Annotated in this window: 17 protein-coding genes; 3 read left to right on the top strand and 14 right to left on the bottom strand. The window is 51.8% G+C overall.

Translation table 11 applies throughout. The annotated features are described in order from the left end of the window. Positions 1 to 46: 46 nt before the first annotated feature. Both acsC and VMT62_04910 read left to right on the top strand, forming a co-directional pair. A complete protein-coding gene (acsC, locus tag VMT62_04905; GenBank protein ID HVN95743.1) occupies positions 47 to 1,387 on the top strand; it encodes an acetyl-CoA decarbonylase/synthase complex subunit gamma in 1,341 nt (446 codons plus the stop codon). A 61-nt stretch (positions 1,388 to 1,448) separates the two neighbouring features. Beyond that, complete coding sequence (locus tag VMT62_04910) at positions 1,449 to 2,327, top strand: dihydropteroate synthase (protein ID HVN95744.1); 879 nt, start codon at positions 1,449 to 1,451, stop codon at positions 2,325 to 2,327. Between the two features lie 126 nt (positions 2,328 to 2,453). On the opposite strand, the gene VMT62_04915 is transcribed toward VMT62_04910, so the two are convergent. The 5 genes from VMT62_04915 to VMT62_04935 all read right to left on the bottom strand — a co-directional run bounded on the left by VMT62_04915 (position 2,454) and on the right by VMT62_04935 (position 7,083). Beyond that, entirely contained in the window at positions 2,454 to 2,732 is a 279-nt protein-coding gene (locus VMT62_04915) for a DMT family transporter (GenBank protein ID HVN95745.1), read from the bottom strand. 200 nt (positions 2,733 to 2,932) lie between these two features. Next, entirely contained in the window at positions 2,933 to 3,874 is a 942-nt protein-coding gene (locus VMT62_04920; GenBank protein HVN95746.1) for a 2-dehydropantoate 2-reductase, read from the bottom strand. 85 nt (positions 3,875 to 3,959) lie between these two features. After that, positions 3,960 to 4,379, bottom strand: a complete 420-nt coding sequence (locus tag VMT62_04925; protein ID HVN95747.1) for a DUF3795 domain-containing protein — start codon at positions 4,377 to 4,379, stop codon at positions 3,960 to 3,962. Between the two features lie 266 nt (positions 4,380 to 4,645). Continuing rightward, the gene (locus VMT62_04930) at positions 4,646 to 5,923 is read right to left on the bottom strand and encodes a hypothetical protein (GenBank protein ID HVN95748.1); all 1,278 of its coding nucleotides are present in this window, start codon (positions 5,921 to 5,923) and stop codon (positions 4,646 to 4,648) included. A gap of 47 nt (positions 5,924 to 5,970) precedes the next feature. Beyond that, positions 5,971 to 7,083 (bottom strand): SPFH domain-containing protein, encoded by a 1,113-nt coding sequence (locus VMT62_04935; protein HVN95749.1) that lies wholly within the window; start codon positions 7,081 to 7,083, stop codon positions 5,971 to 5,973. Positions 7,084 to 7,232: 149 nt separating this feature from the next. Between VMT62_04935 and VMT62_04940 the strand changes: the two genes are divergently transcribed. Then, a complete protein-coding gene (locus tag VMT62_04940) occupies positions 7,233 to 7,547 on the top strand; it encodes a hypothetical protein (GenBank protein HVN95750.1) in 315 nt (104 codons plus the stop codon). 53 nt (positions 7,548 to 7,600) lie between these two features. On the opposite strand, the gene pstB (VMT62_04945) is transcribed toward VMT62_04940, so the two are convergent. The 9 genes from pstB (VMT62_04945) to pstA (VMT62_04985) all read right to left on the bottom strand — a co-directional run bounded on the left by pstB (VMT62_04945) (position 7,601) and on the right by pstA (VMT62_04985) (position 14,697). Continuing rightward, positions 7,601 to 8,353: a phosphate ABC transporter ATP-binding protein PstB gene (pstB, locus tag VMT62_04945; GenBank protein ID HVN95751.1), complete on the bottom strand. Its 753-nt coding sequence runs from the start codon at positions 8,351 to 8,353 to the stop codon at positions 7,601 to 7,603. After that, positions 8,353 to 9,108 (bottom strand): phosphate ABC transporter ATP-binding protein, encoded by a 756-nt coding sequence (locus tag VMT62_04950; GenBank protein HVN95752.1) that lies wholly within the window; start codon positions 9,106 to 9,108, stop codon positions 8,353 to 8,355. The genes pstB (VMT62_04945) and VMT62_04950 overlap by 1 nt, the downstream gene beginning before the upstream one ends. Positions 9,109 to 9,114: 6 nt before the next feature. Then, complete coding sequence (gene pstA, locus VMT62_04955; protein HVN95753.1) at positions 9,115 to 9,951, bottom strand: phosphate ABC transporter permease PstA; 837 nt, start codon at positions 9,949 to 9,951, stop codon at positions 9,115 to 9,117. Further along, positions 9,948 to 10,811 (bottom strand): phosphate ABC transporter permease subunit PstC, encoded by an 864-nt coding sequence (gene pstC, locus VMT62_04960; protein ID HVN95754.1) that lies wholly within the window; start codon positions 10,809 to 10,811, stop codon positions 9,948 to 9,950. The genes pstA (VMT62_04955) and pstC overlap by 4 nt, the downstream gene beginning before the upstream one ends. Further along, entirely contained in the window at positions 10,804 to 11,619 is an 816-nt protein-coding gene (locus VMT62_04965) for a phosphate ABC transporter substrate-binding protein (protein HVN95755.1), read from the bottom strand. Before VMT62_04965 ends, pstC begins: the two co-directional genes overlap by 8 nt. Before the next feature lie 4 nt (positions 11,620 to 11,623). Further along, positions 11,624 to 12,304, bottom strand: coding sequence for a phosphate signaling complex protein PhoU (gene phoU / locus VMT62_04970; protein ID HVN95756.1), 681 nt, complete (start codon positions 12,302 to 12,304; stop codon positions 11,624 to 11,626). A 130-nt stretch (positions 12,305 to 12,434) separates the two neighbouring features. Continuing rightward, positions 12,435 to 13,103, bottom strand: a complete 669-nt coding sequence (gene phoU, locus VMT62_04975) for a phosphate signaling complex protein PhoU (protein HVN95757.1) — start codon at positions 13,101 to 13,103, stop codon at positions 12,435 to 12,437. Positions 13,104 to 13,111: 8 nt separating this feature from the next. Continuing rightward, a complete protein-coding gene (gene pstB, locus VMT62_04980; protein HVN95758.1) occupies positions 13,112 to 13,870 on the bottom strand; it encodes a phosphate ABC transporter ATP-binding protein PstB in 759 nt (252 codons plus the stop codon). Next, on the bottom strand, positions 13,852 to 14,697 hold the full coding sequence (gene pstA / locus VMT62_04985) for a phosphate ABC transporter permease PstA (protein HVN95759.1): 846 nt from the start codon (positions 14,695 to 14,697) through the stop codon (positions 13,852 to 13,854). Before pstA (VMT62_04985) ends, pstB (VMT62_04980) begins: the two co-directional genes overlap by 19 nt. Positions 14,698 to 14,778: the final 81 nt, after the last annotated feature.

Genomic DNA, 14,778 nt, shown 5'->3' on the forward strand with positions numbered 1-14,778 from the left:
TCGTACGAATGCTTTACCGGAATAGTTCAAAAATAAGGAGTGGCTGATGGGACTCACGGGAATCCAAATATTCAAACTTCTCCCCAAGACGAACTGCGGGGAATGCAAATACCCGACCTGTCTTGCCTTTGCCATGGCACTTGCGGCGGGTAAGACCGAGCTTGATCTCTGCGTCCATGTGTCGGAGGAGGCGCGACAGGAGCTTTCTGACGCAAGCGCCCCGCCAATAAGGCAGGTGGTGATAGGCGCAGGCGAATACGAGACGAGAATCGGCGGCGAGACGGTCATGTTCCGCCACGAAAAAACCTTTTTGAATAAGTGCGGTGTGGCCATTATTATAAGCGACGCCATGGATGAGACTGAGATAGAAGCGCGATTCTCAAAGCTCGCCTCCTATCAATACGAGCGGGTGGGCGTGATTATGAGACCCGAGCTTGTCGCCCTCAAATGCACGGGAAATAGCGAGAGATTTATGAGTCTCGTGAAAAAGGCTCGTGAAACACCCTACGGGCTAATCCTTCTGGCTGTGGACCCTTCCGTAATGAAGGAAGCCGCGGGGATCGTCCGAGACAGAAAACCACTCATCTATGCCGCTACGTCCGAGAACTACGAAGCCATGGGTGGTATTGCGAAAGAGTACGGATTGCCTCTTGTAGTGAAAGGGGAGGGAATTGAGGATGCCGCCCGGCTTGCGGAGAAACTCACAGCCACTGGTCTCAAGGACCTCGTCATAGACACCTCGACGAGAACGGTTAAAGACGCCTTTCAGGAGCAGGTCGCCATGCGGAGGGCTGCGCTCGTGAGCAAGTACAAGCCGCTCGGATTTCCGACTATCACCTTTCCCTGCGAGATGGCTCAGGACCTCATGAAAGAGACGCTCATCGCATCTGTTTTTGTGGCAAAATATGCAGGCATTCTGGTTATGAGCGATTTTCAGGGAGAGAGCCTATTCCCACTTCTCTTGCAAAGGCTCAACATCTATACGGACCCCCAGCGACCCATGACCACCAAAGAGGGCATCTATCCCATTAACAACCCCGATGAGAATTCCCCTGTGCTTGTGACTGCCAACTTTTCACTCACCTATTTCATAGTGAGCGGCGAGATTGAGAACTCACGCGTCCCAAGCTGGCTCTGTATCATGGATACGGAAGGGCTCTCTGTGATGACCGCATGGGCGGCAGGAAAATTTGTGGGAGACCTCGTGGGCGCCTTCATCAAGAAGTGCGGCATCATGGAAAAGGTGAGCCACAAAAAGCTCATTATCCCGGGCTACGCGGCTGCCATACTCGGCGATCTTGAAGAAGAGCTCGCCGGATGGGAGGTCCTCGTGGGCCCCCGTGAAGCTGCCCACATACCGGCATACCTCAAGATGTGGAAAGCATAGGGCGGGCTCTTAAGTGTTGCGCGCGTCGCTGAAAATCGTTATATCAGAGTAGGAATGTTTTATGATCCTGATCGGAGAAAATCTCAATGTCATGTCAAGGCTCGTCGGAGAGGCTTTTAAGAAGCGCGAGCCTCAGCCTGTCAGAGCGATGGTTGAGGCGGAAGTGAGGGCGGGTGTGGACCTCATTGAACTCAATATCGGACCTGCCCGTAAGGGCGGCCGGGAATTTATGGAGTGGCTCGTCAATCTGGTCCAGGATGTGACCGACCTGCCGCTCTCCCTTGACACGACCAATATGGAGGCTATGGAGGCGGGTCTTGCGGTGTGCAGAAATAAGGCCCTGATCAACTCTATTTCGGCGAGGCCGGAAAGGATCACTAAGCTTATGCCGCTCGCCAAGAAATACGGCGCGTCCTTTATCGGTCTCACCCTGGGTTTAGAAGGCATCCCCAGAGACGTGAATGAACGCGGGCTCTTTGCCGCTGAGATTATCGCTGCGGCAGCCGCCATAGGCATACCGGAGGAGAACATATGGCTCGATCCCTTGATCCTGCCGGTCAATACCCAGCAAATGCAGCTTCAGGGCTGTTTGGAATTCATCATGATGCTCAAGGATTTGTCTCCCTACTGCAAATCTACATGCGGGATCTCAAACGTATCAAACGGAGTGCCCAAGACCTTAAGGGGTATTCTAAACAGGACCTATCTTATCATGGTCAAAAGATACGGTATGTACTCCGCCATCGTCGATGCATTCGACAAGGAATTGTATGACATAGCCAAGGGGAAGATGCCCGGGCTCGAAGCCCTTGTGCACCGGGCGATGGATGGGGAGGAGCCCGATGTTGCGGCCCTTTCGAAAGAAGAGGCTGATTACGTGAAAACCACGCGGGTGCTTCTCAACCGGACACTCTATTCCGATTCCTGGCTTGACCTGTAACGGCAGGTTTATGTTCTTCAATTCACCTTTTCTTGTTTTGTCTTCAGCGGATACCGAGAGGGCGCATCTGCGCATTACCACCGTCCCCTGTTCAAATAGTAATTGAAGGGTTGCACTCGTTTCAGACTATTTTTTCGGGCGTATATTCACGAGCAATACCCCCGTGAGAACAGCGCCAAGCCCCGCGAGAAACGTGGCGGTCAGTTTTTCTCCCAAAAGCGTTGCACCGAGCAGGGTTGCTGCCATAGGGTTCAGGTTTGCGTATACCGCTACCTGGGTCGGGGACAAATGCGTGAGGGCAAAGGTCCAGAGAAAATTTACCGCACCGCCAAATAGACCGAGAAGGATTACGAGCACGATCGCCAGGGCGTGCGCGTGCGCAAGCTGTGACAGAGGATTTTCCAATGCGAAGGGAGCTGCGTGCAACGAGACAAAGGGCGATAAGCAGGACGAGACCTCCCTGACCAAACCGCAGGATGGCAAGCGTCAAAGGTGGGATCTCCCGCACGGCAACTCTTACCGCCACAACCGATGCCCCGACCAGGACAGCCGCAACGAATGCATATATATTGGCGTTCAATTCACTTCTTGTCACCGCTATCGCCTCACCGCGGGAACTCGATTACGCCCCGGGCTTTCAGCTCGAGCGGCAAAAGAGTGTGATAGATGAACTGATGAAGGGGGGTCAACTGACCCGCATCCCGGCCGAGCCGCACCACGGCCCCATTCCACGCCTCGAGTTCGGACGGTTTACCTTCCGCGATATCCCTCTGGAGCGAGGTTGTTCCGCTTGGTGCCAAAGAGCTGAGAAATGCCATCGCTTTTTCCATACTGTCATCCGGAAGTCCTACGTGACGGGCTTTGGCCACCAGAATGACTTCGGTCAATGCCTGTGTTAAGAGTTGCCTCGTTTCTGGGATGGTCCGTATCACCCCGATGGGTGCCCTTGACACTGCCCCGATCCCTCCGAACGAAACCACCACCAGGAATTTTTCCCAGAGCGATACCTGGATATCCGAAGGAACTTCGACTTTCACTCCGGCACGTTGGAAAGCAACTCTGAGCTTTTCAGTCCGTCCGCTCGGCCCTCCGGTGAGCTCCCCAAATTTGATAAAATGCGATTCGCCGATGCTGCGAATTCGTCCGGGACCGACGATCCAGCTTAAGGTCCCGCACAGGCCTCCAACGACGCGCTTAGGCCCGAGAACCTCCGCCAGTTGTGAAGATGCCTCCACGCCATTCTCAAGCGGCACAACGAAGGTATCCGACCCCATCATGGGCTTTATTGCCCGCGCGGCCTCAGTTACCTGCCACGTCTTAACACCGAGGAGGACGACATCAACAGGTCCCGCCCGGTGAGGGTCGTCGGTCACCTGCGCAGGCTGAATGAGAACCTCGCCTGCAGTGGTTTCGAGGCAAAGCCCGTGTTGCCGAATTGCTTCTAAATGCTTGCCCCGGGCTATAAAGACAACATCTTCACCGGCGCGGGCCAGCTGGGCGCCAAAGTAGCCGCCGGCACCGCCTGTGCCGAAGACCGCAATTCTCATGATAGCCTCCTCATCGCTTCACTGATGTCGATTGTCGCAGCACGTAATCGACCCAAAGCACTGTAGCCTCGAGTAACATCCCTCCTCACGGCTTGTTTTTCTTATGCCTTTTTAAACGTATCTGATCCAGGTTCTGCTCTTTGGAAAAGTAAGCCCTATTCAGGAGCTCCATCTCCTCCGATGTAGAAACCGAGCACGCACGAGAACGAAGTGTATCTGATTTTGCAAGCGCGGCCTTTACGAGTTCACAGGCATAGGCATCACACAACCCGCAGTTATCGATGCCTCGCTCGTACGCGCAGGTCCTTATCTCGTTATAGGCGCATTTGTTTTGAGGGGTGCACCCATAACAGGCGAGGTCCGTGGCCGGTATAGATGGTTCTCTGAGACCAAGCCGCACCCATAGCCCTTTGACCTTTTCCAGATCTTCGGCCTTGCCTCCCCTCGTAGCGATATACCTGGGGCAGTAAAGACAATTGTCACCGCAAACACCCATCGTTGCCATGATCATCCTCCTTAATCATCGGCCCATGCGTCCTACGCGCGGGCGCCATGGGCTCGACCCGTGAACACTCATGGATCTGCCGCGTGTAGTTACTTAAGCCCCCGATGACGACAAAGTTAAGAGAGGTTGCAATTGGTAAATGTTAGTATGCGTCTTGTGGGTTGTCAATCATAATATCAGTCTTACATCCGGTCTTTCTCGTAAACTTTGCGTATCTCTCACAGGTACGAGCGCGTCCGGGGCCGCCCCCCTTTTTTCATTATCGTTCAGAGGTTGTGTCCCCACGTAAGGGCGGTCTTCATGATGCCGCATCTTACGCGCATGTCACTTAATTCGTAACCCGTATCGAGGAACGGATAAAAGACCAAAACCGATTCCGTCGGCGTGATGGTGATCTTGCTTAGCTCGGGCAGGAGCTCCTGTTTTCTTTGCATCATATCGAGCAGTACAACCTTCAGGCTCTGAGCCGCCTCGGAGGGCGACACGTTTGCAGGATAGAGAAGAATATCACGCATTTCATTGAGAGTAGTCCCGTCAGGGTTGGTGAGCGTCATGCGATGGGCCGTTCTCAAGAAAATAGAAGGCGCGATCTTGAACGCCGGTGTCCAGAAATAAAGATCCGACTCTGTGCGGCCGCACTGCGAGAATGCCACGGGATCAGACGCTCTCAGCAGGTCGCCGTACGATTTAAGGTTTATGCCGTCAATAAGGACCTTTGTCCTCCAGAAAGGCAAGAAGGCGTATTTCCCCGCGGGGTTATCAGGGCTTAAGACCCGAAAATCCAGGGCCTGCAGATCGCCCTGATCGATAGCGTGCCAGCAGGTGTCGCAGTGCGCGCAGACGAGCACGCAGCTATCGCGCTCAGCCGAGAGGTTAAAACCGCATTGAGGACAGAGAGTGGACAAAAAGCGTATGCCCCAGTCTCCCCGGGACAAGATCCCGTCCATACTCTCTGTATCCACCGCGGCATTAACCGCGTCCCCGGTGAGCCCGTCATAAAACGTTTGGTCTTTTATGAAGAAGGGTGCGTACACAAGATGCGCCTGTTCAGCCACGAAAGATTCTAAGTAGAGTTTATCCTCTCGGGCCTCTGTGCCTGCGGTGCTCAACTCACTGCCTAATGCCGCTCTTAAGTTAAGGGAGGAGAAACCGGTAGTCTCCCTAAAAAGGCCCGCGCTGGAGGACCAGTCCGTTTGCGATTCCATGAAGGCGAAAGAAAAGACAACCTGTGGTTCCAGGTAACGTTCACCTTCCTTTTTGTCTGCGAATTTGAGACTTACAGCCTGGGGTCGCACGCCAAGCGTGTCGGGAAGTCCTTTAAAGTTTACGGCAAGGATCGTTCTGTCGATGAGCGTGTCCTTAATCCCGCTCGTTCTGCAGGCGAAGCGTATGCCCCTCACGCGCCAATAAGGGATATAGACGATTTTTTCCGTCACGCCAAAGGCAGGAGAAAAAGCATAGCGGAAGTAGTCGGACGGCTGGATGTAGAGGTTTGTTTTGCAGAAACTGCACGCAAGAAGCCTGTCCGTTTCTTCAAAGGCCACGGGGCCTCCACACTGCGGGCACTGGTGTTCAATGCGCATACAGACCGCTATATCTTCTCACCGCACTGATTGCAGTAAGTGGCCCCGGGGATGTTTTCTGTCTTACAATGAGGGCAAACCGCGGCCGATTGCTTATCTGTCGTGGCCTGGCCGCAAAAGGGACAATACCTGGCATGAGGCGGCACGTTCTTGCCGCAGCTCGCACACTGTTGATATATGAGAAGCTGGTGCCCGCAGGAAGGACAGAACTTTGCATCCGCCGTAATGTCATTCTTGCAGTCGGGACATTTGAGAGACGCCTTACTTTGTGGATCGTTTTTTGCCATTTCCGAATACATGGCTGGCATCATGAATCCTAACCCCATGCCAAGTCCGGCACCGGCCTGTGCGGGATTCTGCGCAGCTTCCTCAACGGCCATGGCAGCCTTCATTTTGAGGAGTTTATTGAGGTCATCGAAGATACCGAGTTTACTCTTGTCGTCTATGGCCTTCTGCACCTCCGGCGGAGGCGTAATGGAGTCGATGTAGAGATTGGAGAGCATAATGCCGAAACGAGCAAAATCCTGCTCTAAGGTCTTGATGAGACCTTCCGATATGGCTTCGTATTGGCCGGGAAGGTTAAAGACGGTATCGAGTTTTTCACCGAGATAGTCGTTGAACCTTGACACGATCACCTTGCCGAGGTAGTCCTCGATATCGGACACCGTATACACGTTCTGGGTGCCCACGATTGAGTTAATAAAGAGTGTAGGCTGTGCCACCCTGATGTTAAAGACGCCGAATGCCCTTAAACGTATGAGACCCAGCTCGGCGTCCTTGAATGCAACAGGGTCTCTCGTACCCCAGGCGAGGTTCGGGAAGGTCTTCATGTTTACAAAGTAGACCTCAGCGCGAAGCGGGCTTGTAAACCCCCAGGGCAGGCTCAGTATCTTTGTGATGACGGGGATATTGAGGGTTGAGAGGGTGTATCTTCCCGCGCCCACAGCGTCGTATGCCTTGCCTTCGTAGAAAAAAACCGCGGCCTGGCTCTCCCGCACCGTAAGCTGTGCCCCGTATTTAATCTCGCCTGAACCCTCTCCGGGAATTCTGTGGGCGATCTCCTTGCCCGTATCGTCGAACCATTCGATAACTTCCATAAAGATCTTGTTGTTTACTCCCACCGAACACCCCCTGGCAGTTTTTCCTTACGATACTATTTTGTCCGCTTCGTGTCAACAACGCCAGGGTGTCGATGACCCGCTATTGAATCTTCATTCACCGATGCTTACTTATCCTCTATGAAAAGGAGTTTCTTTAAAAGGAGGATCGTATGAAGAAATCGATGATCATGGTATTGGTTGCAGCAATCTCCCTTGTGTGTGCGGGCTTGGCCTATGCGGACAAGGCCATGATACGCACTGCTACAGGCAAGGTGATGGCCGTAGACACACAGAAGATGGCCATCGTCATAACAGATATGTCCGGTGGTCAGGATGTCACGGTTGGAGCAACGGTCAGGCCTGACACAACTATACTTGTGAAGGGCAAAAAGGCCAGCTTGGACGAGATCAAGGAAGGAGACACGGTAAGTCTGACCTGGGAGCGATCGGACGATCTCTATGCGAGACAGATCAAGAAGAAATAGTCCGGTCCGTCTCTACATGTCCACGGAGAATGGGGGACAATCAGGACTGAGGCCTATCCGAAACGGCCGGTAATGTAGCCCTCTGTCCTCTCGTCTTTGGGAGAGGTAAAAATGTGGGGGGTCTCGTCGAACTCAACGAGATCGCCCAAGAGCATAAAACCCGTGTAGTCCGAGACCCTCGCCGCCTGTTGCATGTTATGCGTTACGATGAGGATCGTATAGTCCTGTTTGAGCTCCATCATGAGTTCCTCGATTCTCATGGTGGCGATGGGATCAAGCGCGGAGCAGGGTTCATCGAGGAGAATGATCTCCGGCTCGACCGTCAGGACGCGAGCAATGCAGAGCCGTTGCTTGATTTCTTCCGATAGGGTGAGCGCCGGGGCGCTCATTTTGTCCTTGAGTTCATCCCAGAGGCCCACAGAAAAAAGACACTTCTCCACGGTCTCACGCAGATACCTCTTATTACCCATGCCATGCACCTTAAGGCCGTAGACCATATTTTCGTATACGGTAAACGGGAAGGGGTTGGGCCTTTGGAAGACCATGCCCACTTTCTTGCGAAGCTCGATGATGTCGATATTCTCTACCTTTTCATCATGTACGCGAATGTCTCCTTCGATACGCACATCGTCGATAAGATCGTTCATGCGGTTAAAACAACGCAAAAGCGTGGATTTGCCGCAGCCCGAAGGCCCGATGAGGGCCGTGATGGCCCGCGGAAAAACGCGAAAGTCGATATTCTTCAGTCCGTGAAACGTGCCGTAGAAGAGGTTCAAATTCTTTGTTTCCAGTGCAAAAGCATTCATTATCCGAATTTCCCCTGGATATAGTCTTCAGTCTGTTTCTCGAGCGGGGTCGTAAAGACCCTTTCGGTCGTGTTATATTCGACGAGTTTTCCCATGTAGAAGAAGGCGGCAAAATCGGTTATACGTGCGATCTGCTTCGTATTGTTGGATACGAGCACGATAGTGTAATCCGACTTAAGCTCGTTCAATGCGTCTTCAATTTTTGCGGTGGAGATAGGATCAAGACCGGAGCAGGGTTCATCGAGAAGAATGATCTCCGGTTTGAGGGCGAGTGTGCGGGCAAGACAAAGCCGCTGCTGCTGGCCGCCGGAGAGTTTGAGAGCCGAGAGATTGAGTCTGTCTTTGACCTCATCCCACAGGAACGCTTTTTTGAGGCTCTCCTCTACGATATTGTGGAGTTCCCTCCTACCGGTCAAACCTTTGAGCCGCGGTCCGTAGGCGATATTCTCAAAGATCGAGCGTGGCAGCGGTATAGGCACGGCAAATACGGTACCCACGCGTCTGCGCAGGCTCACCGGATTATTGGAGTCGTCGAGAATATTCTTTCCGTCTATATAGACCCTTCCGTGAATATTCACGTTGTCTTCAAAATCGATCATTCTATTGATGACAGAGATAATGGTCGACTTGCCGCTCCCGGAAGGACCCATAAAGCCCGTGATGGCGTTCTTATAGACGTTAATCGTGATGTTTTTTATGACCTCGTTTTTTCCGAAGGAGAGCCGCAATCTCTCAATTGCGATCTTTGTGTTCATGGTTCCTCATGAGTACTTTGATATTGCTTTGTGCATCACATAATAAGCGAGCACATTAATAGATAATATGCTTAAGACCAGGACCAGGGCCGTTCCATACGCCTTTTCCATGGAGATACCTTCACGGGCGAGTATATAGAAGTGAACCGCCATGGTCCTTCCCGAATCCATGAGCGAGAGCGGGAGTCTCAATGAGCTACCCATGGTGAATATAATAGCGGCGGTTTCGCCAACGGCACGGCCCACGCTCAACATAATGCCCGTAAGGATGCCGGGGGCCGCTGCCGGGATGATTACCTTCTTGATCGTTTCCCATTTGGTCGCGCTCAGCGAATAGCTCACGATGCGTAACTGTCGGGGCACTGATCGTATGGCTTCTTCGCTTGTCCTGATAATTGTGGGGAGGATCATAATGGTCATGGTGAGAACCCCGGCGAGTAAAGACCATCCCATACCAAGCTTGATGACAAAGAAGATAAAACCGAAGAGGCCATAGAGGATCGAAGGAATGCCGGCGAGCGATTCAACACCAAAGCGGATGAGTTTGGTGAAGGTTGACTCGCGCGTATACTCGGTGAGAAAAACGGCGGTTCCCACACCGAGCGGGGTCGCAAACACGATTGATAAAAAGGCAAGCTGCATGGTGCCCACGATGGAGGGAAAAATACCTCCGTGGCGTCCCATATCGTCAGGGAAGGCGAAGATGAACTCAGGATTTACATAGGGAAAGCCCTTAAAAAAGATAATAGCCACAATGACTACCAGTATACCGACAGTAAAAAAGGCCTGAATGTTGAGGCCGAACTCCACAATCCTGTTGATAATCCGTGGATGTATCCTCATTTCGCTATCTTCCTCTTAATTCCAAAATTAGCCACGTAATTGAGCAGCATGATAATGACCATCAAAACCACGCCGGTAGAGAAGAGACCGAGCCTGTGGTCTCCGCTCGCGTATGAGAGCTCAAGAGCTATGTTGCCCGTTAGGGTGCGAAGCGGATCAAGGATGCTGCCCGGTATTTTTAAGGCGTTACCGGCAATCATTATGACCGCCATGGTCTCACCGATGGCCCTGCCCATGCCGAGGATGAAGCTTGCCAGGATGCCAGATTTTGCTGATGGCAAAATTACCTTGTAAATAGTTTGCCATTTTGTAGCGCCCATGGCGAGTGAGCCTTCCCGATATGTCCTCGGCACGCTGACGAGCGAGTCGAAGGTGATACTGATAATGGTGGGAAGAATCATCACGCCGAGGATGATCGATGTGGAAAGAAGGGAAAAACCCGACCCCCCGAGATAGTCTCTGACCAGGGGAACGATATAGATCACGCCTAAAAAACCATAGACCACGGAGGGTATCCCGGCGAGGAGCTCGAGCGCCGGTTTCAAGAACATCTTCATTTTCTTCCCTGAATATTCGGAAAGATAGATGGCACAGGAAAGTCCCATGGGCGCTCCGATCACGAGCGCACCGAAGGTGACGAGGAACGAGGAGATGATCATGGGAAATATGCCGAAGAAGCCTTTTGTTGGGGCCCATTTGGAGCCGCCGATAATCTTGAACAAGCCCACCTTCAAAAACAGAGGCAAGCCTTCCGAAAAGATGAACATGAATATGAGGAAAAGAAACAGAAGCGAGGAAAGCGCAAACAGGACGAGTACCCATTTGACCAGGCGTTCTTTGAAAAGCGACTTCTCAATCATAGAGGCTTACAAGACCTTCCTTTATGAGGATATTCTGTCCGTCTTTAGAAAGGACGAAATTGACAAATTCTTTGGCGTAGGGATCGAGCTCTCCATTGGTAACATAGAGAAATGGCCTGACAATCTTGTAGCGGCCAGTCTTTATATTCTTGATTGACGGCGCTACATCGTCGACAATCACAGAACGCACTTTCTGGTCAACGAGGCCGAGCGATATGTAGCCCATGGCGTACGGGTCCGTGGCCACCACTTCCTTTACGGAACCGTTCGAGTCCTGCACCATGATGCTGTCGTCTATGGCCTTGCCTTTCATAACCAGCTCTTCGAAGGCGCTTCGGGTGCCCGAGCCTTCCTCTCTGGTCACCGCGTCAACTTCGCGATCTATGCCGCCGAGTTCCTTCCAATCCCTGATCTTGCCGCTGAAGATGTCTCGTATCTGCTGCAAAGTGAGCGACCTGACCGGATTCTGAGGATTGACAATGATTGCGATGCCATCGTGACATATGGTAATGGTATTGAGCATCTTTTCTTTGTCGTCTAAGTCCCTTGAGGACATGCCGATACTGACCGTATTGTTCATAATGGCCTGGATACCGGCCGTTGAGCCGCCGCCCTGAACATCTATGACAAAATTCCGATGGTCGAGCATGAAATGCTCTGCGAGCTTTTCGGTGAATGGCATGACCGATGTGGAGCCCGCCACAGTGATCGTATGTTTTGCCCGCTCACCTCGTCCCCCTCCGTTATGCCCGCAGGAACAGAGTATGAGCGTGAGACACAGGAGAAATAGTGCGATTCTATTCGTCAAGCGGTTATTCCCCAGGCTCCTTCAGATGTCTGATAATCCGTCCCTCTACCATGAAGATGACAAGTTCCGCTATATTGACGGCATGGTCCGCCATGCGCTCCAGATACTTGGTGATGAATAAGAGCCTCGTGGCGCGTGAAATCGTTCGCATATCCTGCATCATATAGGTGAGCAGTTCTCGAAACATCTGGTCCAGGAGCTGGTCAACCTGGGCATCGTCCTTGGTGACTTTCAGCGCCAGGGACACATCCTCCCTTACGAAGGCATCGAGACTTTCCTTGAGCATGGACCTGACCGTTTCCGTCATTTTCGGCAGATCGATGTAAGGTTTGAGCTGTGGTTCCCTGTTGAGTTCTTCAACGCGCTCACAAACATTGACGGCCATATCCCCGATACGCTCCAGATCGTAATTGATCTTGATTGCCGTTGTAATAAACCTGAGATCGCGTGCTGCCGGTTGTCTCAGGGCAAGCAGCTTCAAACAGAACTCATCGATCTCAACCTCCAGATCGTTGATCATGACGTCCTCGACGATAACTTTCTTGGCGAGATCCGAGTCCCGCTCGAGGAGCGCCCGAACAGCGCTGTCGATGGCCTTCTCCACAAGTCCTCCCTCGTAGAGGAGTCTCTCCTTGAGTTCCTTCAGTTCGAGGTCAAACGTTTTGTAAATATGTCCTTCAAGCATCACGTAACCCTCCTTCAACGACTGGCAAGAGTATAGTGATATTCTATGCCGATTACAACGAAATTATACAGGGTAGCGGGTTCGGAAGGCTAAGGCTGCCAGGGGTTATAGGCGAAAAGTGGGGGTGTGCTTATGGGTTCGACCCCTCCTCGCGGTGGTGTTTGATGACACGTCCTTCTACCATGAAGATAACGTCTTCGGAAATGTTCGTGGCCAGATCGGCAATCCGCTCCAGGTTGCTCGCGATCCTGATAAGATGCAGTGCCCGTTCGATGGTTGTCGGATCAGAGGTCATGAACGTGGTGAGCTCCCGAAAAATCTGGACCTGAAGACCGTCGATAATATCGTCCCGTTCGCACACGTTCTTGGCTTGCAAGGCATCCTCGTTGATAAATGCCATTATAGCGTCATCAACGCTTTTGGTGGTCTCGTCAGCCATTCGTGGAATGTCGATTAAGGGTTTGACGGGCTGTTTGTCCATGAGAAAGAGGGCACTTTCGGCTATGTTTACAGCATGGTCGCCGATACGTTCGATATCGCTCGCCATCTTGAAGATCATAAGGACGGTTCTTAACTCCTTAGCCATGGGCTGATACTGGGCGATGACCGACACGCAGAGTTCCTCGATCTTTATTTCAAAGGCATTGGCTTCGGGCTCTCGTTCTTCGATTATTTCGCGGAGTGTGGCCTTTTCCTTCTTGAGAAGACCTCTGATGCTTTTCGCGATCATGGTTTCGGCAAGGGTCCCGAAGGCGATCAACTCCTTCTTGAGTTCCGTGATTTTTTCTTGCTCTAACATTGTGCCTCCTATCCGAATTTTCCTGTGAGGTATTCTTCTGTACGTTTGTCTTTGGGCACGGTAAACATTTTTTCCGTGGGGCCGAATTCGACGAGTTCTCCGAGATAAATAAAGGCGGTAAAGTCGGATACGCGTGCGGCCTGCGCTATGTTGTGTGTGACGAGCAGCATAGTGACATTCTGTTTTAGTTCAACGAAGAGCTCTTCAATCTGGGATGTGGATTTAGGGTCGAGCGCGGAGGTAGGTTCGTCGAGGAGAAGTATTTCGGGGTTCATGGCGAGTGCCCGGGCGATGCAGAGCCGCTGCTGCTGGCCGCCCGAAAGGAACGTTCCTTTCCTGTGGAGCACGTCCTTTACCTCACTCCAGAGCGCTGCCTTTTTCAAGGACTGTTCCACGATACCGTCGAATTCGTCCTTGGGTCGCCGGATACCGTTGAGTTTGTATCCCGCAATCACATTCTCGTAGATGCTCATGGTCGGGAATGGGTTTGGTTTTTGAAAAACCATACCTACCATTCTTCGAAGCACGATCGGTTCCATGCCATAGATATCGTGATCATTAAGATAGATCTCGCCCGACACCTTTGCGCCCGGGATAAGCTCATGCATCCTGTTGATACATCTGATGAGGGTTGTTTTTCCACAGCCAGATGGTCCCATGAGAGCGGCCACGATGTTCTTTGTGACCGTAAGGTTTATCTCTTTGAGGATCTTATTGTCGCCGAAATAGGCTGAAAAGTTTTCAACCTTTAGAACTGTATTTTCCATTTTGCCGAGATCCCCCTTGCGATCAGGTTAAAAGCCAGTGTAAAGACAACGAGAATAAAAGATGCGCCCCAAGCAAAGGTGTGCCATTCCGGGTAAGGGCTCATCGCGTAATAAAAAATCCGATACGGAAGAGAGTCAATGGGTTTAAAAATATTGATGTTCATGAACTGGTTGCCGAAGGCGGTAAACAAAAGAGGGGCCGTTTCACCGGTAATGCGTGCAATGCTCAACAGAATGCCTGTGGTTATACCGCTTAAGCCGGAAGGTAGAATGACCTTGAGGATTGTCTTATAGTAAGGTACGCCTAAGGCAAGGGATGCCTCTTTCAGATGGTAGGGTATGAGCTTTAAGGTCTCCTCCGTGGTCTTGATGATAACAGGGAGCATCATAATGCTCAAGGCCACGCCGCCGGATAAGGCGGAAAATGTCCTCAAGGGGGCCACGACCCAGACATAGGCGATAATACCAATAACGATGGATGGCGTTCCCTGCAAGACGATCACGCAGAGACGAACCGTATTGCTCAATTTCCCTTCTTTGTTCTCCGATAGATATATACCGGTGGCGATGCCGAAGGGGACGGATATGATCCCGGAGAGCACAATAAGCATGATAGTTCCCACGATGGCGCTCGATATTCCGCCTCCAGTTTCTCCGATAGGGCGCGGAAGGTTTAAGAGAAAACCCCAGTTGATTACTGAAATACCGCTCTTGGTAATGTAATAGAGGATCAGAAAGAGAGGAAGCAGAGACGCAAAGGCAAGCACACAGATGAGACCCTTAAAGGCCGTATCTTTCACGAGACGTATCCTGATGTGCCCCTGCACTATCCCACCTCTTTTGATGCTTCGATAGCAACCTTATGGATCACATAATTCCCGATAATGTTTACGATCGTGGTAACGAGA

Source organism: Syntrophorhabdaceae bacterium, assembly GCA_035541755.1.
GTDB lineage: Bacteria > Desulfobacterota > Syntrophorhabdia > Syntrophorhabdales > Syntrophorhabdaceae > PNOF01.